The organism is Kytococcus schroeteri (genome assembly GCF_042433515.1).
Classification (GTDB): Bacteria; Actinomycetota; Actinomycetes; order Actinomycetales; family Dermatophilaceae; genus Kytococcus; species Kytococcus schroeteri.
Genome location: NZ_JBHLVH010000027.1, coordinates 98,881 through 119,139 on the forward strand (window position 1 = coordinate 98,881; position 20,259 = coordinate 119,139).

Annotated in this window: 15 protein-coding genes; 8 read left to right on the forward strand and 7 right to left on the reverse strand. The window is 73.2% G+C overall.

Annotated features, from left to right (window positions below; genetic code table 11):
• Positions 1-669: a response regulator transcription factor gene (locus ACFFHC_RS10700; protein ID WP_070705934.1), complete on the forward strand. Its 669-nt coding sequence runs from the start codon at positions 1-3 to the stop codon at positions 667-669.
• 48 nt (positions 670-717) lie between these two features.
• Here ACFFHC_RS10700 and ACFFHC_RS10705 read toward each other — a convergent pair whose 3' ends face one another.
• Positions 718-870, reverse strand: a complete 153-nt coding sequence (locus tag ACFFHC_RS10705) for a hypothetical protein (RefSeq protein WP_238329953.1) — start codon at positions 868-870, stop codon at positions 718-720.
• A 227-nt stretch (positions 871-1,097) separates the two neighbouring features.
• Here ACFFHC_RS10705 and ACFFHC_RS10710 point away from each other — a divergent pair, with 227 nt between their 5' ends.
• The 3 genes from ACFFHC_RS10710 to rpmF all read left to right on the forward strand — a co-directional run bounded on the left by ACFFHC_RS10710 (position 1,098) and on the right by rpmF (position 4,773).
• On the forward strand, positions 1,098-2,021 hold the full coding sequence (locus tag ACFFHC_RS10710; RefSeq protein ID WP_141495012.1) for an isoaspartyl peptidase/L-asparaginase family protein: 924 nt from the start codon (positions 1,098-1,100) through the stop codon (positions 2,019-2,021).
• Positions 2,022-2,286: 265 nt separating this feature from the next.
• Positions 2,287-4,575: a helicase-associated domain-containing protein gene (locus ACFFHC_RS10715; RefSeq protein ID WP_379805304.1), complete on the forward strand. Its 2,289-nt coding sequence runs from the start codon at positions 2,287-2,289 to the stop codon at positions 4,573-4,575.
• Positions 4,576-4,608: 33 nt separating this feature from the next.
• On the forward strand, positions 4,609-4,773 hold the full coding sequence (gene rpmF, locus ACFFHC_RS10720; RefSeq protein ID WP_070705630.1) for a 50S ribosomal protein L32: 165 nt from the start codon (positions 4,609-4,611) through the stop codon (positions 4,771-4,773).
• Between the two features lie 162 nt (positions 4,774-4,935).
• Here the strand turns inward: rpmF and ACFFHC_RS10725 are convergent, their stop codons facing one another.
• Together ACFFHC_RS10725 and ACFFHC_RS10730 are read right to left on the reverse strand one after the other, a co-directional pair.
• Positions 4,936-6,921: a M13 family metallopeptidase gene (locus ACFFHC_RS10725; protein ID WP_379805307.1), complete on the reverse strand. Its 1,986-nt coding sequence runs from the start codon at positions 6,919-6,921 to the stop codon at positions 4,936-4,938.
• 118 nt (positions 6,922-7,039) lie between these two features.
• Entirely contained in the window at positions 7,040-8,440 is a 1,401-nt protein-coding gene (locus tag ACFFHC_RS10730; RefSeq protein ID WP_070705632.1) for a D-alanyl-D-alanine carboxypeptidase family protein, read from the reverse strand.
• A 262-nt stretch (positions 8,441-8,702) separates the two neighbouring features.
• Between ACFFHC_RS10730 and ACFFHC_RS10735 the strand changes: the two genes are divergently transcribed.
• Complete coding sequence (locus tag ACFFHC_RS10735) at positions 8,703-10,199, forward strand: APC family permease (RefSeq protein WP_070705633.1); 1,497 nt, start codon at positions 8,703-8,705, stop codon at positions 10,197-10,199.
• Between the two features lie 122 nt (positions 10,200-10,321).
• On the opposite strand, the gene ACFFHC_RS10740 is transcribed toward ACFFHC_RS10735, so the two are convergent.
• A complete protein-coding gene (locus tag ACFFHC_RS10740) occupies positions 10,322-11,218 on the reverse strand; it encodes a hydroxymethylglutaryl-CoA lyase (RefSeq protein ID WP_070705639.1) in 897 nt (298 codons plus the stop codon).
• 311 nt (positions 11,219-11,529) lie between these two features.
• On the reverse strand, positions 11,530-13,341 hold the full coding sequence (locus tag ACFFHC_RS10745; RefSeq protein WP_379805312.1) for a DUF262 domain-containing protein: 1,812 nt from the start codon (positions 13,339-13,341) through the stop codon (positions 11,530-11,532).
• 317 nt (positions 13,342-13,658) lie between these two features.
• Between ACFFHC_RS10745 and ACFFHC_RS10750 the strand changes: the two genes are divergently transcribed.
• Entirely contained in the window at positions 13,659-15,314 is a 1,656-nt protein-coding gene (locus ACFFHC_RS10750; protein ID WP_070705634.1) for a DNA repair helicase XPB, read from the forward strand.
• On the opposite strand, the gene ACFFHC_RS10755 is transcribed toward ACFFHC_RS10750, so the two are convergent.
• On the reverse strand, positions 15,257-16,594 hold the full coding sequence (locus tag ACFFHC_RS10755; protein ID WP_181443179.1) for a glycosyltransferase 87 family protein: 1,338 nt from the start codon (positions 16,592-16,594) through the stop codon (positions 15,257-15,259). The genes ACFFHC_RS10750 and ACFFHC_RS10755 overlap by 58 nt on opposite strands.
• Positions 16,591-17,847 carry a glycosyltransferase 87 family protein gene (locus tag ACFFHC_RS10760; protein WP_181443180.1) on the reverse strand — a complete coding sequence of 419 codons (1,257 nt, stop codon included), beginning with the start codon at positions 17,845-17,847 and terminating at the stop codon, positions 16,591-16,593. Before ACFFHC_RS10760 ends, ACFFHC_RS10755 begins: the two co-directional genes overlap by 4 nt.
• An 88-nt stretch (positions 17,848-17,935) precedes the next feature.
• On the opposite strand from ACFFHC_RS10760, the gene ACFFHC_RS10765 reads away from it, so the two are divergent.
• Together ACFFHC_RS10765 and ACFFHC_RS10770 are read left to right on the forward strand one after the other, a co-directional pair.
• Entirely contained in the window at positions 17,936-18,652 is a 717-nt protein-coding gene (locus ACFFHC_RS10765; RefSeq protein ID WP_070705638.1) for a response regulator transcription factor, read from the forward strand.
• The gene (locus tag ACFFHC_RS10770; RefSeq protein WP_237769811.1) at positions 18,649-20,148 is read left to right on the forward strand and encodes a sensor histidine kinase; all 1,500 of its coding nucleotides are present in this window, start codon (positions 18,649-18,651) and stop codon (positions 20,146-20,148) included. Before ACFFHC_RS10765 ends, ACFFHC_RS10770 begins: the two co-directional genes overlap by 4 nt.
• Positions 20,149-20,259: the final 111 nt, after the last annotated feature.

The window sequence follows — 20,259 nt, forward strand, 5'->3', positions numbered from 1 at the left end:
ATGCCGCACATCCTGATCGTCGAGGACAACGACCGCATCGCCTCCTTCCTGGAGAAGGGCCTGCGCTCCGCCGGCTACCAGACCGAGGTGGTGGCCGACGGCCGCTCGGGCCTCACCCTGGCCCTGCACGGCGGGTTCGACCTGGTGGTGCTCGACCTGGGTCTGCCGGGCCTGGACGGGGCCGAGCTGCTGGAGGCCCTGCGGGGCCAGGGCGGCACGGTGCCGGTGGTGGTGCTCACCGCCCGCGACAGCGTGGAGGACACCGTCTCCGCCCTGGAGGGTGGCGCCAACGACTACATGACCAAGCCCTTCCAGTTCGCCGAGCTGCTGGCCCGGGTGCGCGTGCGGCTGGCCGACCGCACCGAGTCCGCCTCCACCGGCGACGGGATGACGGTGGAGGCCGGCGGGCTGGTGCTCGACCACCGCACCCGCGAGGTGCGCGGCGACGGTGTGGACCGGGCGTTGACCACCCGCGAGTTCGGGCTGCTGGCGGAGTTCATGCGCCACCCCGGGCAGGTGCTCAGCCGCCAGCAGCTGCTGGCCGAGGTGTGGGGCGTGGACCACGACCCGAGCTCCAACGTGGTGGACGTGTGCGTGCGCCAGCTGCGCTCCAAGGTGGGCGCCGAGCACATCGAGACGGTGCGCGGGGTGGGCTACCGCTTCCGCTGAGCCGTGGACACCCCCGTCCGAGCGGGGCAGCGGGCCCTGCGCTGATCCTCAGCCCGCCAGCACCTCGGCGATGCCGTCGCGGCACCCGCGCGCGAACTCGGCACAGTCGGTGCCCGTCGCCTCCGAGGGCTCCTCCCCCTCGATCCAGCGGTGCACGGCCCAGGCGAAGGGGTACCCCTCGTCGGGCTCCCCGGCGACCACCGGTTCGGGCACCTCCACCGGCCGGGCGCAGCGGCAGGCCGGCCCATCGCGGCGCCTGACGGTCCAGCAGGCGGCGGACGTCGGCCTCGGTCACGGGGTACTCGTCGGCGTGCAGGGTCATGGCTCCCAGCGAACCCGGCCCCGCCCCGGCGCGGCGCGGCAAGCGACTTTCCCACCCCTCTGGTCCCCGGCACCCCGTGGCCCGGCCTCCGACGCACAATGGCCCCATGGCTCTCCCCACCGTCCAGCTCACCCACCTGCCCGCCGGCGACGGCCCGGCCCTGGCCCTGCACGGCGGCGCCGGCGTCGACCCGGCATCGCTCACCGACGAGCAGGCCCGCACGGCCACCGCGGCCCTCGAGGCGGCCGCCCGCGCCGGCCGGGAGGTGCTGGACGCCGGCGGTCCCGCCCTCGACGCGGTGTGTGCCGCGGTGCGCGTGCTGGAGGACAGCGAGTCGTTCAACGCCGGCCGTGGCGCGGCCCTGACCACCGAGGGCGTGGCCGAGCTGGACGCGGCCGTCATGTCCGGCGACTCGCGCACCGGCGCGGTCACCTGCGCCACCGGCCCGCGCAACCCGGTCATGGCGGCCCGCGCCGTGATGGAGCGCACCGACCACGTGCTCATGGCCGCGCCGGCCCGCGAGCTGCTGGAGCACTGGGGGATCGACCTGGTGGGGCCCGAGTACTACGTCACCGAGGCCCGCCTGCAGATGCTCCGCGAGACCGGCTCGTTCACCGAGTACCGCCACGGCACGGTGGGCGCCGTGGCCCGCGACGCCTCGGGGCACGTGGCCGCGGCCACCTCCACCGGCGGCATCACCGCGCAGCTGCCGGGCCGCGTGGGCGACACCCCGCTGGCCGGCTGCGGCACCTGGGCCGACGACGCCACGGTGGCCGTCTCCTGCACCGGCACCGGCGAGCTGTTCGTCCGTGGCGCGGTGGCCCACGAGGTGCACTCCCGCCTGCGCTGGGCCGGCCAGGCCCTGCCCGATGCGGTGCGCGAGGCCCTCGACGAGCTCGTGGGTGCCCGCGGCGGCGACGGCGGCCTCGTGGCGGTCACCCCCGCCGGCGAGGTGGTGCTGGCGTTCAACTCCCCGGGCATGTACCGCGCCCACGACACCGGCGAGGGGCCCGTCACCGGCATCGCGTGAGGTCCGGTGGCAGGCTGGCCGACCCGTGGCTCCGGCTGACGGTGGACGACCTCCTCGAGGCGATGCCGCCGCGCCTGCTCTCGGGCGAGGGCCGGGACATCGCCGCCGACGGGAGCATCGGCGTGGCCGCGTGCTCGTGGAGGACGCCCTGCTCAGCGGTCCGCCCGCCAGGCCGATGCGGTGCACCGCGGCATCCGGTACGACCTCGAGGTGGACACGGGCGCCGCGCCCACCGCCACCCCGCCCGGGCACTACCGTGGGCCGAATGACCCCCTCCGACGGCTCCGGCGGCTTCCGCTCCCTGGCGGCCGACCTGCGCGGCCGCTCCGAGGCCGAGCTCACCGACCTGCTCCTGACCCGCCCCGACCTGGCGCGCCACACCATCGGCGACCTCGCGTCCCTGGCCGCGGCCGCCACCACCACCGCCTCGCTCACCCGCGCCCTGGACGCCCTCACCCGCCCGGAGCTGCAGGTCCTCGAGTCGGCCATGGTGCTGGCCCCCGCCACCGCCGATGCGGTGGCCGCCGCCACGGGCGCCGACGTCGCCACCGTGTCCGCCCACCTGGACGCCCTGTGGACCGCCGCCCTGCTCTGGCGCAGCCCGGAGGGCCTCCGCCCGGTGCGCGTGCTGGCCGAGCTGCTGCCCACCCCGGCCGGCCTGGCCCCCGCGGCCACCCCGGCCCCCACCGTGCCCACCGACCGCCTGGCCGCCCTCACCGGCCCGGAGCGCGCCCTCGTGGACGCCCTGCTCTGGGGACCGCCCGTGGGCGAGGTGACCGCCCGCGCCCCGCAGGCCACCCGCGAGGCCCGCACCGCCCTGGTGGCCGACGGCGTGCTCACCGACCTCTCGCCCACCCGCGTGCAGCTGCCCCGCGAGGTGGCCCTGGCCCTCCGCGAGGCCCGCACCCACCGCCACCTCGAGACCGAGCCGCCCACCCCCACCGACCCGCCGGCCACGGACGGCCGCGGCGACGACCCGCAGCGCGTGGACGCCGCCGCGGCAGAGGTCTCTGGCCTGCTGGCTCTCACGGACGAGCTGCTGCTCACCCTGGAGCGCGACCCCGCCCCCGTGCTGGCCAACGGCGGCGTGGGCGTCCGCGACGTGACTGCCCTGAGCCGGCGTCTGGGCCTGGAGACCGATGCCACCCACCTGCTGCTCACCGTGGCCCACGCCGCCGACCTGGTGGACGTCGGCGCCCTGCCCGGCGCCGCGGAGCACCGGTGGGGACCCACCCCGGAGGCCGACCGCTGGCAGGCCCTCGACGACGCCGAGCGCGCCGCCCGCCTGCTGGCCGCGTGGTGGACCACCCCCCTCGATGCCGGAGCCGCCGAGGGCGGCCGCCGCACCAACGCCCTGGCCCCGGCCGCCGCCTCGCCCACCGCCCGACGCCGCCGCCAGGACCTGCTCACCGAGCTGGCCGACCTGGGCGGCACCACCGCCGGCGCCGAGGACCTGCTGGCCCGCTGGGCCTGGCGTCACCCGCTGCGCCGCCCACCGGCCGCCGCCGAGGTGGCCCGCCTGCTGGAGCAGGCCCGGCTGCTGGGGCTGGCCTCCAGCCCGCTGCGCCACGCCGACCGCTGGGCCCCGAGCCCCTGGCTGGTCGCCCTGGCCGGAGGAAGCACGCCCGAGGACCCGCTCGGCCCCGTGACGGCCGCCCTGGCCGACGCCCTGCCGGAGGCCACCTCCTCGATGCTGGTGCAGGCCGACCTGACGGCCGTCGTCCCCGGCCGGCCCACCCCCGCGCTCACCCGGTTGCTCCACGCGGCCACGGACGTGGAGTCCCGCGGTGGCGCGTCCACGCACCGTTTCAGCGAACGCAGCCTGCGCCGCGCCCTGGACGCCGGCCACCAGGCGGCAGACCTGCGCGAGGCGATCAGCGCCGCATCGGCCACGGGCCTGCCGCAACCGGTGGACTACCTGCTGCGCGAGGTCTCCGCGGGCCACGGGCGGGTGCACGTCAGCGACGCCCGCGCCGTGCTCGCGGTGGACGACCCCGCCCTGGCCAGCCGGATGCTCCACGACCCGGAACTGGCCCCGGTGGGCCTGACACAGGTGGCGCCCACGGTGCTCACCAGCCACCTCTCCTCGGCCCAGGCCCGCTCCTTCCTGCGCGACCACGGCTACGGCCCGTCGGTGGGCGAGGACGCCACCACCGGCCCGGCCCGGGTCACGCCCCGCGGCGCCCCGCCGGTGCGCTCGCGCCCGCTCACCCGCGAGCTGGCCGCCGACCGCGCCCGCGCCCTGCGGGCGGCCACCGCCGCCACCCCCGATGCCGGGGAGCCGACCCGCGCGGCCGGGCCCACCCCGCCGCCACGCACCACGAGCGACCCGGTGGTGGTGCAGGCCGCGCTGCGCGATGCCGCCGCCGACGGCGCCCCGGTGTGGATCTGGCACACCGACGACCTGGGCGCGGTGCGCAGCACCCTGGTGACCCCCACGAGCGTGGACGGCGGCCGGTTGTTCGGCGTGAAGGACGCCGAGCGCCTGCCGCGGGCGTGGAGCATCCACCGCATCAGTGGGGTGGCGCCGGCCTCGCCGGCGCAGCCGTGGTAAGCAGGAGGGTCGGACTCGCGTAGACTGCCCCTCATGGCAGTTCCGAAGCGCAAGATGTCCCGAAGCAACACCCGCCACCGCCGCTCGCAGTGGAAGGCCGAGACGCCGACCCTGCAGACGCGCACCATCGACGGCCAGGAGGTCACCATCCCCCGCCGTCTGGTCAACGCCGTCAAGCGCGGTCTGATCAAGTTCTGAGCAGGTGAGGCGGGTCTGCCCGCCCACCGTGCGAGGCTCCCGGCCCTCCGGGTCGAGAGCCTCCTTGTCGTGTGATGACGGTCGTCACCACGACTGCCTTCTCAGGACAAGGAGAACCCCCGCCACCCTCGGGTGACGGGGGTTCTCGCGTGCCGGGGTGCCTCAGAAGATGCGCACCCGGTCGGCCGGGTCGAGCCACATGCCGTCGCCCGGCTGCGTGCCGAACGCCTCGTGGAAGGCGTCCAGGTTGCGGGCCACGTTGGCGCGGGCGTCCAGCGGCGCGTGCGGGTCGATGGCGAGCAGCCGCCGGGCCTCGGCCTCGCGCACGGTGCCGTTCCAGATCTGGCCCCAGGCCAGGAAGAAGCGCTGGTCACCGGTGAGGCCCTCCAGCTCGGGGGCGGGCTCTCCACCCAGGGAGATGCGGTAGGCCGCCAGCCCGATGGCCAGACCGCCCAGGTCGCCGATGTTCTCGCCCACCGTCAGGCCACCGTTCACGTGCGTGCCCGGGGCGTCCACCGGCTCGAGGGCGTCGAACTGGGCGATGAGCTGCTGGGCCAGCGCGTCGAAACGCGCCCGGTCCTCCTCGGTCCACCAGTCCTCCAACGCCCCGGAGGCCGCGTAGCGGGAGCCCTGGTCGTCGAACCCGTGGCCGATCTCGTGCCCGATGACGCCACCGATGCCGCCGTAGTTGGCCGCGTCGTCGGCGGTGGCGTCGAAAAAAGGCGGCTGCAGGATGGCCGCGGGGAAGACGATCTCGTTGAGGCCGGGGTTGTAGTAGGCGTTCACGGTCTGCGGCGGCATGAACCACTCGTCGCGGTCCACCGGCTGACCGATCTTGCGCAGCTCGCGCCGGGTCTCGGACTGCGCGGCCCGACGCACGTTGCCCATGAGGTCACCGGCGTCGGCGTGCAGGTCCGAGTAGTCCTTCCACCTCTCCGGGTAGCCGATCTTGGGGCGGAAGGCCTCGAGCTTCTCCAGCGCGCGCTCCCGGGTGGCGTCGCCCATCCACTCCACCTCGGCGAAGCGGCGGCGGTAGGCCTCCACGAGGTGGGCCACGAGCTGCTCCATGGCCTGCTTGTGCTCCGGCGGGAAGTGCTCGGCCACGTACAGCTTGCCCACGAGCTCGCCGGCGGCACCCTCCACGAAGGCCACGCCGCGCTTCCAGCGGTCGCGCATCTGCGGGGCACCGGTGAGGGTGCGGCCGAAGAAGTCGAAGTTCTCCTCCACCACCGCGGCCGGCCCGTAGGGCGCGCGCGAGCTCACCACGCGCCACGCCAGCCAGTCGCGCCAGGTCGCGGCGTCGGCCGCCTCGGGACCCTCCACGAGCGCCGGCAGCCCGGACAGGAAGGTGTGCTGGCGGGCGATGACGCGCTCCAGCCCCGCCTCGGGCAGGCCCAGCGCCTCGGCCCACGCGTCCAGGTGCAGGCCGTCCGTGGCGGCGAGCAGCTCCTCGCGGGTCCACGGCGTGAACGACTTCACGGCGTCGCGCGTGGCCACGGCGTCCCAGTGCAGGGCGGCGATGCGCCGCTCCAGGTCCACCACGCGCTGCGCGAACCCGGCGGCGTCCTCCTCGTCGGCCACGAGCCCGCTGGCCAGCGACTGGCGCCCCACGTGCTCGCGGTAGGCGGCCAGCACCTGCGCGTGCTGCTCCTCGCGGTAGTACGCCTCGTCCGGCAGGCCGATGCCGTGCTGCTCCAGGTAGACCGAGTAGCGGTCGGGGAACTCGTTGTCGTTGTCCACGAAGGGCACCACCAGGCCGGCCACGCCCACGGCCTGCAGGCGGCCCAGGGCCACGGCCAGGCTGCGGGCGTCGGTCACCTCGCGCACCACGGCCAGGTCCGGCCCCAGCGCGGCCACCCCGGCGGCCTCCACGGCGTCGGTGTCCATGAACGAGGCGTAGAGCGCCCCCACGGTGGCCGCGTCGGCGTCCTGCGCGTCCTGCCCGGCCCGCTCCGCGGCGGCCTCGATGAGGGCCCGCACGTCCGCCTCGGACTTCTCCCGCAGCATGTGGAAGGTGCCGTAGCTGGAGCGGTCGTCGGGGATCTGCGTGGTGGCACGCCAGGTGCCGTTGGCGTGCAGGAAGAGGTCGTCCTGGGGGCGCACCGACGGGTCGCGGTGGTCCAGGGAGAGTCCGAGGTTGGCAGTCATGGGCACACTGTGCCACCGGTCACGTCCGCGGCGGACCCTCGGGCCCCGAAGACGGCGGAGCCCCGCACCGCGGTGACCAGGTCAGCGGTGCGGGGCTCCGTCATCGAGCAGGGGCTGCTCAGTACTTGGTGAGGGCGGCGAACTCCCAGTGCCAGTACTCCGGCTTGTACGCGCCCTCGCGGGCCCAGGAGGGGTTCACCCAGCCGAAGCGCGGCGCGTTGGCGTCGAGCCACTTGTACTTGGGGGTGCCGAAGCCGATCTGCGCCTCGCCCTCGGCGATGTCGCAGGCCGCGGCCCAGCCGTGCTGCGAGGTGCCGGGGATGGCCGCCCAGAAGCCGCGGCGGATCTTGTACAGCACCTGGGTCTCGTAGGTGCGGTAGCACTCACCGATGCCGATGTCGTGGCCGAAGGTGTTCTTGTACTCCTTGTTGAGCTCGGCCAGAGGCTGCACGGCGCCGCACTGGATGAGCATGTGCTCCTTGCCCGGGAGGGGGTTGGCGCACAGCGTGCTCGGGTCCAGGCGACCGTTGGTGCCGGTGTAGGAGTAGTGGACGTCGGTGAGCTCGGAGGCCGGGACGAAGCTCGTGGGGCCGGCCTGGAACCACTGGCCGTCAGGGGTGTAGGAGCCGCGGAGGATGCCGCCCTCCGGCACGCTGCCCGCGTACCCGCTGCCGGGCGCGGTGTACACCCGGGTGAACTGGGCACCGCCCGCGGGGTCGATGTACTTGACGACCTGCTCGCCCGGGTCCACCGGGTCCACCGGGGGGTCCACGGGCGGGTCGACCGGCGGGTCCACCGGGGTGTCGGTGACCAGGGTGGCGAAGGGGCCCCAGAAGTAGCCGCGGTCGGTCTTGATCCAGGCACCCACGCGCTCGCCGGCGGTCACGGTGCCGGCCGGGACCTTGCCCACGACCCCGAAGCGCAGGCCGGGGCCCGAGCGGAGGTTGGCCGAGCGGTCGAGGCGGTAGGTCTGCTGGGTGGCGGGGTCCGCCGGCTGCGTGGCCCGCAGGTAGGCGCCGTGCACGAAGCCGTCGGCGGTCTGCACCCAGCCGTTGCCCAGCGGGGTACCGGTGACCTGCTGGCCGGGGGCGTAGACCTTGCGGATGCCGGAGGCCACGGTGGGCTGCTCGCGCACGTTGAGCCAGGTGGTCACCTCGAAGGCCTGCTCGCCCTCGGCGGGGGCGGCGGAACCCGCGGCGGGGGGCTGGGTCGGGTCCGTGGCGGCGGCGCCCTCGTCGACCACGAGCGAGGCGGCGCGGACGTACCCGCCCTCGACCTGCACCCAGCCGTTGTCGAGCGGGGTGCCCTGCACGGCCTGGCCCGAGAGGAGGGTGTCGACCGTGGCGGAACCGGGCTCCGGGGCGACGTGGACGGAGACGGCGTCGCCGGCGGCGAGGTAGGAGGTGGTGGGGGCGGCGTGCGCGGTGGAGGCCGACGCGGCCACGGCTGCGGCGCCGAGGCCGAGTGCAGTGGCGGAGACGGCGCCCGCGGCACGCGGGGAACGGGTGGTCGTGAGCATGCGATGTCCTTGAGGGAGGTGAGGGAGCATGGGGAACCTGGAGGCACGGGGACGCGTGCCACGGGCACAGTGACGGTAACTAACATGACCTGTCAAGTGCGTCCATCCCACTGCCGGTGACCGGCACCACCCACCGCCGGGCCTCCGGGCGGCGCGCGGGGCTCGGCATCGCACCCCGGCGCCCTCCCCACGGCATGATGGACCGTCGTCACAGCTGTGGAATTCCGCGTGACGAGTCCCCTCACATCTCATCGGAGAACTCATGGACAACCGCGACAGCGGGGCCACGCACGCCGAGGTGCTGGCCGACCGCGACAGCCTGGAATCGACCCTCAAACCCCACTGGGTGTGGGCCATCGCACTCGGTTCGGCCATCGGGTGGGGCGCCTTCGTGCTCCCCACCGACTGGCTGGCCACCTCCGGCCCGCTGGGCGCCGCCATCGGCTTGGCCGTCGGTGCGGCGCTCATGTGCCTCATCGCCGTGAGCTACGGCATCCTCATCCGCACCTTCCCGGTGTCCGGCGGTGAGTTCGCCTACGCCTTCCAGGCCTTCGGGCGCAACCACGCCTTCGTGTGCGGCTGGTTCCTCACCCTCGGCTACGCAGCCATCGTGGCGCTCAACGCCTCGGCCGTGGCCCTGCTCTTCCGCCGCCTCGTGCCGTGGCTGGTGGAGTGGGTGCCGCTGTGGGAGGTGGCCGGGTGGCAGGTCTACCTCGGCGAGGTGGTCGTCGCCTCGCTGGCGCTTGCGGCCTTCGCCTGGCTCAACACCCGCGGCACCGCCCTGTCGGGACGCGCGCAGTTCCTCATGGTGATGGCGATGCTCGTGGGCGTGGCCCTCATTCTCGCCGGCGTGCTGCTGCACCCGGACGGCACCTGGTCCAACGTCTCCCCCGGCGTCCCCTCGGGTGTGGGGCCGCTGCCGGCGATCCTGGCGATCGTCGCCATCGCGCCGTGGGCCTTCGTCGGCTTCGACAACGTGCCCCAGGCCGCCGAGGAGTTCGACTTCCCGCCGGCCAAGGCCTTCGGCCTCATCGTCTTCGCCATCGTGGCCGCGGCGGCCATCTACATCGCGATGGTGGTGGCCACCGCGGCCACTCAGCCGTGGGAGCAACTCGTGGCGGAGGAGCCCATCTGGGGCACGGCCGACGGCATCAGCGCCCTGTTCGGCACCGTGGGCCTGCTCGTGCTCGGCGTCTCCGTGGCCATGGGGGTGGCCACCGGCCTCAACGGCTTCTACGTGGCCTCGAGCCGTCTGCTGTTCGCCATGGGCCGCTCGCGGATCATCCCGGAGCGCTTCGCCGGGCTCAACGCCCACCACACCCCGGCGTTCGCCGTGTACTTCGTCATGGGCATCTGCCTGCTCTCCCCGTGGTTCGGCCGCCAGGCCCTCACGTGGATCGTGGACATGAGCTCCATCGGCGTCACCATCGCCTACACGTACACCTGCGCGGCGGCGTACAAGATGCTCCGTTGGTCCGGCAGCCCGGCGGTGCCCGGCGAGCCGGAGGGCAGCCGCTCCACCCGCAACAAGGTGATGGCGCTGCTGGGCGCCGTGGCGGGCGTGGTCTTCCTCGGCCTGCTGCTCGTGCCGGGCTCGCCGGCCGCGCTCAAGATGCCCTCCCTCATCGCGCTGGTGGTGTGGGTGGCCCTGGGCCTGGCCTTCTGGGTGAGCCGCCGCACGGCCGTGGCGCAGGTCTCCGAGACCGAGATGCGCGCGCTGGTGCTGGGCGAGCACGACGACCGGAAGGTCACCGCCTGACGGTCGCCCCCGCATCGACGCACGCCTGAACCACGGATCCCCGCCTGCGGTCCGGAGGTGCGCCCCTGAGGGCGGATCTCTGGACCGCAGGCGGGGATCTGCGTCTGCGGGGTGGGGCCCGGTCAGCCGGCGAGCGCCTTGACCACCCGGCTGGCCGAGGGCTTGCCCAGCTGCTCGGCCATCCACGTGCTGGTGGCCACGAGCTTCTCCAGGTCCACGCCGTGCTCGATGCCCATGCCCTCCAGGGCCCACACGAGGTCCTCGGTGGCGAGGTTGCCGGTGGCCGACTTGGCGTACGGGCAGCCGCCCAGGCCACCGGCGGAGGCGTCCACCACGCGCACCCCGCGGGAGAGGGCCGCCATCGTGTTCGAGAGGGCCTGACCGTAGGTGTCGTGGAAGTGCACGCCGATGCGGTCGGTGCCCAGGCCCACGGCCTCCAGACCGTCCAGCAGGTGGTGCACGTGCGCGTACGTACCCACGCCGATGGTGTCGCCCAGGCTCAGCTGGTCGCAGCCCAGGTCCATGAGGCGCTGGCAGGTGTCCACCACCTGCTCCACCGGCACCGAACCCTCCCACGGGTCGCCGAAGCACATGGAGACGTACGCGCGCACCCACATGCCCTCGGCGCGCGCCTGCTCCACCACCGGGGCGAACATCTCGAACTGCTCCTCGCGCCCCCGGTTGAGGTTCTTCTGCGCGAAGGCCTCGGTGGCCGAGCCGAACACCGCGATGCTGGAGAGCCCCAGGGCCTGCGCGCGCTCCAAGCCCTTCATGTTGGGCACGAGGACCGGCCGCTTCGGCCCCTTCGCCAGGTCACCGAGCTGTCCGATGAGCTCCTCGGCGTCACCCAGCTGAGGCACCCACTTCTGCGGGACGAAGCTCGTCGTCTCCACGGTGTCCAGACCGGCGTCCACCAGGCGGCGCACGAACTCGGCCTTGGTCTCGGTGGGGATCACGCCCTTCTCGTTCTGCAGCCCGTCGCGCGGGCCGACCTCGTAGATGGTGACCGACTCAGGCATGCCGCCGACGGCTCCTAGGTCCGGGGTGAGGTCGCGGGCGGTCTCGATCTGGGCGGTGCGCACGGGGGCTCCTCGGGGACGGTGACGTGGGTCACCCCATCCTCGCACCGCGTGCGGTGTGCCACCGGGCGGGCCGGGCGGGAGAGGGCGTGCCCCGGGCCGGGCCGCGGCTCCACGGCTCCGCGCGCGCAACCCCACACGGCACGGGAAGGGTGGTGCCCGCACGCGAAACGTCCCGTGCCGTCAGTACCTTTCCCGTGCCGGGTGAGCCTTCCCGTGCGCCCGGGCCCTCCGGACCCACCGGCAGCGCCTCAGAGCTCCTCGTCGAGCAACTCCTCCTCAGACTCTTCCGCAGCCGCTACCTCGTGGAATCGCGCCGCGGCCTCATGGAGCTCCGCCGATGTCATCGGTCCCGGGCTGAAGGCCCGGCACGCCAAGTCCGCGAGCTTGATGGACCGCTCGTCGATGCGACTGCCCGTCCAGACGTGGTTCGAGGCCACATCAGTGTTCACCTTGAGCCAGTCATCTGACAGTTTCTCCCGCTTGAGACCGAAGGGAAGGTTGCTCAGCTCGGAGTTGATGGGCGTGATGGTCAGGTTTCCCAAGACATGCAAGTGCGACTCATGGAGCTCCAACGGGCTCTGGACGCCCCACGACGTGAGTTCCGTGCGCCACTCATCCGTCAGCGTCTGAGGCATCACGTGCTCGACGCTGTGGGTGCCCCGGCCGATCTCCGGGACGTGCTTGGAGAAGTCGAACATCGCACGGTTGATCCGATCGAGGATGACCAGCGCCCAGTGACTACGCGTACGTGAGTACACCGGCACGGTGAGCGAGGCCGCGCGAACCACCTCGTCACGCGGCCACACCCGCACCTCCTCGCCTTGCGACAGCACGAAGCGGAGGTAGTGCGGGACGTCCTTGCCGGACAGGTCACTACGCGCTGCCAACCGCTTCGTGGCAGAAACGAAGATGGACTTGTGGAGATTCGGCTGAGCGCCGGCAAGCTGCCGACGACCAAGGAAGGACATCACCACATCGAGAGCAGTCCGCAGGTCTGCCTCCGACATCACCCCCGCCCTCCACCGCCGCAGGAGCCAGAGAACAAGCCCCTCCGCCGGCACGGCACGCCACGTGGCAAGGTCCCGAAGACGAGTCCTCGTCTCGGCCTGAAGGTCCGCATCATTCGGATGACGCAACCACCGGTACATCCTGGCGGCATCGGTCAGTTGGAGCCCGTAGTCCAAGACCGTCTCGATCTCGTGCTCAGAACCACGTAGATCCTCCTGGAAGTACTTGAAGAGCGAGTCCTTCGACCCCGTGTAGCCCTGGCTGATCGACCAAGCGACCATATAGTCCTCCAGGGCCGAGTCGTCGAGGCCCGCCTCGAGGGCCCGCCAGCGTGAGCGGTAGAACTCGTCACCCTTGGCACCCAGCAGCAGGAAGAAGTAGTTGCGGACCAAGTCCGACTGCCGCAGCTTCTTGCCACCCGCATTGAGGGTCTGGAAGACACGGTGAGCGTTGTCCCCCTCCTGCAACGTCACCCACACGGCAAGGAAGCGCGTGAGGATGACCTTCATCAGAGCCTCGATCTCCGCCTTGTCGAGATCGGCCACCTTCTCCGAGAAGAAGACGTAGGCACCGTCGACGGAGCCCTGCGAGACGCCGTCGAACTCATTGTTGATAAGGGCCATCAGCCGGACCTGATCGCGCTCCTGAAGTACGAGACGCGGAGCCTGCTCACCGTTGAGGCTCGAGTTCTTGAGCAGCTGTCGGGTGTAACTGTCCCGCTCCCTCTCGGCATCCTCATCTGAACCAGCCAGCGCCGCAAGGCGATCTCGCATCGCACAGATGACGATGGTCAACGTCGTCACGCGCTGCTGCCCGTCCACGACCCAATATCCGCGGGCCTCGCTGGGGAGCCCTGACCACGGCAGCTGCTCCAGCACCACGCTTCCCAAGAAGTGGGAGTCCAGCCCCTTTTCCCGGACACGCACGAGGTCGCTCCAGAGCTCCTGCCAGTGCGGCTTCTCCCAGCTGTAGTGCCGCTGCCAGAGCGGAATGCGAAGCTGCTGGTTGTCCGCGTGGAACAACTTGGCGAACTGGACCTCTTCTGCCTTCACCTCTGCAAACCTTCCGTCATCGGGTCGTTGGCGGCAGCTTACGAGCTGGCCACCACTGCGACTCCCTCCTCGCGCGGTGGCTCAGTGGCAGCGCTGAGCTACCCCTCGCTCCGGCCCCTCACCTTGGGTCGTCGGTTGTAGGGGTCGATGGGGCCTCGGGACCCCGACACGCGACGTCTCGACGTCGGTGGTCGGGGATTCGCCAGTCCGTGGAGCACCGGCCGGGGCCGCGCGCCGGGGCCCACCCCCGACGCCCCACACCCCACGCAGACCCGCTGCCACGGAACAGCGCGACCGGCCGCCGCGTTGTCGCCCCCATGACCGGTCCCCTCATCGTCCAGAGCGACAAGTCCGTGCTCCTCGAGGTAGACCACGACGGCTACGAGGCCGCCCGCCGCGCCATCGCGCCGTTCGCCGAGCTGGAGCGCGCGCCGGAGCACGTGCACACCTACCGCATCACCCCGCTGGCCCTGTGGAACGCGCGCGCCGCGGGACTGGACGCCGAGACGGTCGTGCACGCCCTGGTGAGCCACAGCCGCTTCCCGGTGCCGCAGCCGCTGCTGGTGGACATCGCCGAGACGATGGACCGCTACGGCCGCCTCACCCTGGAGCAGCACCCCACCGCCGGGTTGGTGCTGCACTCCACCGACCGCGCGGTGCTCACCGAGGTCTCCCGCCAGAAGAAGATCGCCCCGATGCTGGGTGCCCGCGTGGACGACGACACGATCGCCGTGCACCCCTCCGAGCGCGGCGCGCTCAAGAGCGAGCTCATCAAGGCCGGCTGGCCCGCCGACGACCAGGCCGGCTACGTCGACGGCGAGGCCCACCCCATCGCGCTGGAGGGCGACTGGGAGCTGCGCCCCTACCAGCAGCACGCCGTGGACGGGTTCGCCGACGGCGGCTCCGGCGTGGTGGTGCTGCCCTGCGGCGCCGGCAAGACCCTGGTGGGCGCCGGGGCGATGGCCCGCCAGCAGACCACCACGCTGATCCTCGTGACCAACACCCAGTCGGCCCGGCAGTGGAAGGCCGAGCTGCTGCGCCGCACCACCCTCACCGAGGACGAGATCGGCGAGTACTCCGGCGCGGTCAAGGAGGTGCGGCCGGTCACCATCGCCACCTACCAGGTGCTCACCACCCGCCGGAAGGGCGTGTACACGCACCTGGACCTGCTCGACGCCCGCGACTGGGGCCTGGTGGTCTACGACGAGGTGCACCTGCTGCCGGCCCCGATCTTCCGGATGACGGCCGACCTGCAGGCCCGCCGCCGGCTGGGTCTCACGGCCACCCTGGTCCGCGAGGACGGCCGCGAGGACGAGGTGTTCAGCCTCATCGGCCCGCAGCGGTACAACGCGCCGTGGAAGGACATCGAGGCCCAGGGCTGGATCGCCCCGGCGGACTGCGTGGAGGTGCGCGTCACCCTGCCCGAGTCCGACCGCATGGCCTACGCCACCGCCGAGCCGGACACCCGCTACCGCCTGGCCGCCTGCGCCGCGGCCAAGCTGCCGGTGCTCGAGCGCATCGTGGAGCACCACGCCGGGGACCAGCTGCTCGTCATCGGCCAGTACCTGGAGCAGCTCGAGGAGATCGCCAACCGGCTGGACTGCGACATCATCACCGGCGAGACCCCGCAGAAGGAGCGTGGCCGGCTGTTCGAGGCCTTCCGCGCCGGGGAGATCACCCGTCTGGTGGTGAGCAAGGTGGCCAACTTCTCCATCGACCTGCCCGAGGCGTCGGTGGCCGTGCAGGTCTCCGGCACCTTCGGGTCACGCCAGGAGGAGGCCCAGCGGCTGGGTCGCGTGCTGCGCCCCAAGAGCGACGGGCGCACCGCGCACTTCTACACGGTGGTCACGCGCGACACGGTGGACGCCGAGTTCGCCGCGCACCGCCAGCGCTTCCTCGCCGAGCAGGGGTACGCCTACCGCATCCTCGATGCCGAGGAGGTGCCCGCCGAGCTCGCCTCGCCGGAGGCCTGAGCGCGGGAGTCGCGGCTGGCAGCACCCTCGCGCCAGGGCGCCAGCGCCCCACCGCGCACCACGCCGGCCCCCAGCACGAGCAGCAGCACGAGGAAGGCCAGCAGGTAGTCGTTGCCCACGACCATCTGCAGCGGGTTCCAGTGGAGCTCCTTCATCTCGCGGCCCGGCGCCCACCAGTGGGCGTCGGCCACCAGCACCAGGGCCACCAGCCCGGCGAGCGCGCGCAGGTGCCCGGGCGCCAGGCGCATCATCGGGGCCACGCGGGGCGCGGACTCCCACAGCGCGACGGCCAGCGGCACCGCCCACACCCAGTGGTGCGTCCACGCCACCGGGGAGGCCACCACCACGGCCAGCGCGGCGGTGAAGAAACCGAGCACCCGCTCGCCGCGCAGCACCAGCCAGGCGCCCACGGCCACGATGGCCACGGACACCACACCGCCCACGAGCAGCCAGGCCAGGCTGGCGGCATCCGTGCCGGGACCGTAGAGGCGGCTGAAGAAGCCCATGGCGGACTGGTTGCCCAGGTACTCCTTGGGCATGGAGTGGTTGATGGCGTCGGTCATGTGGTTGGGCGACCCGCCGGCCGATGCGGGGAGGGTGTCGAACCAGAACGCCCTGGCCGTGCCGGGGACCACCGCGAAGGACAGGCCGATGGTGGCCAGGAAGGTCGCGAAGGCCACGCCGGCGGCCCGCCACTGGCGGGTGAGCAGCAGCCAGGCCACGAAGGTGAGCGGCGAGAGCTTGATGCCGGCGGCGACGCCCAGCCCGATGCCGCGCCACCACCGGTCGCGCCCGCCGAGGAGGTCAGCGGTCACCAGGGCGGCCAGCACGAGGTTGACCTGTCCGAAGTGCATGGTGAGCCAGACCGGCTCGGCGGCCATGGCGGCCAGGAAGAGCACGGTGGCCACCACCGCGCCCACCCGGGTGCGCCCCAGGGCGGTGTGGAGCAGGTAGCCGACGGCGGCCACGGAGGCCACGAGGGTGAGCGCCGACCCCATCCAGTCCCCCACCCAGGCCATGGGCAGGAAGGCCAGCAGCGCGAACGGCGGGTAGGTGAAGGTCAGCATCGAGCCGGTGTAGGTGAGGTCGTACACCGGCTGGCCGTCGAGCAGGGCCCGCACGCCGCTGGAGTAGACGCGCAGGTCCAGCGGCGGGACGTCGCGCATGCGCAGCATGTACAGCACGGCGGCGGTGACCAGCACGAAGCCGGGGAACCACACCCACGGGGAGGTGGCCGGGCGGTCCAGCGGCGCAGTGGGGCGGCCGTCGGCGCGGCTCACGCGGCGGACCCCACGCCCCCGCGTCCGGCCAGCAGCGCGCGCACCTGCGCCACCGCCAGCGGCACCAACGCCACCGTCATCAGCAGCGCGCACCAGACGTACGCGTTCCCCAGCAGCACCTGCCATGCGTTCCACTCCAGTTCGCGACCGTCTCGGGAAGGGACCCACCAGATCACCTGCAGCAGTGCCGATCCCAGCATCGCCGCGACGGCCCAGCGCGCGGGGCGCGGCACGTCCCGGCGGGCCTCGGAGCACAGTACAGCCAGCGCCAGCGGCGCCAGCCAGACCCAGTGGTGCGACCAGCTGACCGGCGAGGCCATGAGCATGCCGAGCGCCGCGACCCACAGCCCGGCCGCCCGGTCGCCCAGGGCCGCCAGCCGGGCGGCGGCGAGCACGAGCACGAGCCCCACCACGCTGGCGAGGGCGAACCAGGCCGGGTCCAGGGCGGGCGCCTCGTCGCCGAGGAAGCGGGCGAGCAGGCCCTTGACCGACTGGTTGGCCACGTAGCTGGGGGCGCCGATGCGGCCGGTCTCGGGCAGGACCTCGCTCCAGAAGGCGCGGGAGTCCGAGGGCAGCAGGAGGAAGCCCAGGCCCACCGTCGCCAGCATCGAGGCCAGGGCCACGCCGGCGGCCCGCCACTGGCGGGTGAGCACCAGCCAGGCCACGAGGAAGACCGGGGTGAGCTTGATGCCGGCAGCCACGCCCAGCCACACCCCGCGCCAGGGGCGGTCGCCGCGGCGCAGCAGGTCGGCGGCCAGCAGCCCGGCCAGCAGCAGGTTGACCTGACCGAAGGAGAAGGTCTGCCAGACCGGCTCGCAGACCACGGCCGCCACGCCCAGGGCCCCCAGCACCGGCCAGGTGGGCGCCAGTCGGCGTCCGAGGAGGGTCATGCTGCCCTCGCGCCGCCCCTCCAGGGCCCGCCGCAGCGCCACCACGAGGCCCAGCGCGGACGCGAGGGTCAGCACGGCGACCGCCACCGCCCGCGGCACGAGCGCCAGCGGCACGAACACGAGCGCCGCGAAGGGCGGGTAGGTGAAGGGCAGTCCGTCACGGGCCACGTAGAGCGGGTCCCCGTCGGCCACGAGCTGCCCGCCCCACCGGTAGACCTCCAGGTCGATGGGCCAGCCGCCCTTGACCAGCAGGGTGGCGGTGGCCACGAGGGCGACGAGCACCGCCGGGACCCACAGGGCCCGGGCGGGGAGGTCGGCGGACGGGGACGCGGGGGCGCCCGAGGGCGCGGTGGGAGTGCTCACGATGCGCACATGGTGCCACCTGCACCCCCTCGCCGACCGCCCAGCGAGCCTCCAGCCAACTCCCAGCCGACTCCGCGACGCTGGGAGCATGGACACCACCGCTGACGCCACCCTGCTCGTCGTCGAGGACGAGCCCAACATCCGCGAGCTGCTGGCCACGAGCCTGCGCTTCGCCGGGTTCGAGGTGCACACCGCCGCGCAGGGCAGCACGGCGCTGCAGCTGGCCGCCGAGGTGGAGCCCGACCTGCTCGTGCTCGACGTGATGCTCCCCGACGTGGACGGCTTCACCATCACGCGCCGCCTCCGGGAGCGCGACCAGCACATGCCGGTGCTCTTCCTCACCGCGCGCGACTCCGTGGACGACAAGGTCAAGGGCCTCACCGTCGGCGGCGACGACTACGTCACCAAGCCCTTCAGCCTCGAGGAGGTGGTGGCCCGCATCCGCGCCATCCTGCGCCGCAGCCGCGCCGAGGACGACCCCCAGGACGACCGCGTGCTCACCTTCGAGGACCTCTCCCTCAACGAGGACACCTACGAGGTGGTGCGCGCCGGCCGGGTCATCGAGGTCTCCCCCACCGAGTTCAACCTGCTGCGCTACCTGCTGCAGAACCCCAACCGGGTGCTCTCCAAGGCGCAGATCCTCGACCACGTGTGGGACTACGACTTCCGCGGCGAGATGGGCATCGTGGAGAGCTACATCTCCTACCTGCGCCGCAAGATCGACACCGAGGGCCTGCCGCCCCTCATCCACACCAAGCGCGGAGTGGGCTACGTGCTGCGGATGCCGCCCCAGTCGGTCGCGTGACCCCCGCCACCTCCGGCACCCGGGCCCGGCGCACCCGCCGCGGCCGCTGGTGGGCACCCGGCCACTGGCCGCTGCGGGTGCGCCTGCTCACCGTGGCGATGGTGCTCATCGCCGGGGCGCTCACGGCCACCGCCATCGCCCTGGCGGTGCTCATGCAGCAGTTCCTGGTGCGGCAGGTGGACGACCAGCTGCAGCGGGCCGCGGCCCCGGTGGCGCAGTCGGCCTTCGACAGCTTCACCACCGCGGGGTCCACCGGCTTCCGGCCGCCCAACAACTACTGGATCCAGTTCATGCCGGTGAACGGCCACCAGCCCATCAGCGTCACCGCACCGCAGAGCACGGGCTCGACCCCGCGGGTGGACTACCTCTCCCCCGAGGACGAGCGGGTGCGCAGCGGCCGGCCGTTCACGGTGACCGACGGCAACGGCGACCGCTGGCGCGTGGTGGCCGGCGTGGACGCCAACCACGTGGCCACCTACGCCGTGGCCCGGCCCCTACGTGAGATCGACGAGGCCGTACGGAACCTGCAGATCTTCACCCTCAGCGTGGGACTGCTCGCCCTGGTGGCCAGCGCCCTGGTGGGCTGGCCGCTCATGAACCGGGCGTTCCGGCCGCTCACGCAGATCGAGGACACCGCGGCCGGCATCGCCGAGGGCAACCTCTCGCGCCGCGTGCCGCACCCGGGCACCCGCGACGAGGTGGGCTCGCTGGCCACCAGCCTCAACCTGATGCTGGCTCACGTGGAGCGGTCCTTCCAGCTCCGCGACGCCTCGGAGCAGAAGATGCGGCGCTTCGTGGCCGACGCGTCCCACGAGCTGCGCACGCCGATGGCGGCCATCCGCGGGTACGCCGAGCTGTACCGGTCGGGCGCCATCACCGGGCGCGAGGACACCACGGCGGCCATGCGCCGCATCGAGGACGAGGCCACCCGCATGGGAGTGCTCGTGGAGGACCTCATGACGCTGGCGCGCCTGGACGCCGACGAGCAGCACCGCCTCGCGGCCTCCCCCGGCACCGACGACGCCGAGACCACCGAGGTGGACCTCACCGTGCTGGCCGGCGACGCCGTGGCCGACACCCGCGCCTGGGCGCCGGAGCGCACCCTGCGCGTCCAGGGCCTGGCAGGCCAGCCACTGGGCGCCACCCCGGTGGCCGGCCGGGAGCCGGCCCTGCGCCAGGTGGTGACCAACCTCGTGGCCAACGCCGTGCGGCACACCACCGACGGCCCCATCGAGGTGCAGGTGGGCCGCGACCGCGACGAGGTGGTGCTGCGCGTGGTGGACCACGGCCCCGGCATCCCCGAGGAGGAGCGCGAGCGCGTGTTCGAGCGCTTCTACCGCTCCGACCCCTCCCGCCAGCGCGGTGCGGGCGGCGGGTCCGGGCTGGGGCTGGCCATCGTGGCCACCACGGTGGAGCAGCACGGCGGGTCGGTGCGGGCGCTGGGAACATCCGGTGGCGGCGCGACGTTCGAGGTGCGGCTGCCCGCCCTGGGCTGAGCCCGACCCCACCGCGGGGACCAGGCCCGGGACTCCCAGAGAAATCCCAGCGACGGTGCAGCGCGGCCCAAGCATCGGGTGGTGGACTGCAGGTCGTCGAGAGGAGCAGAC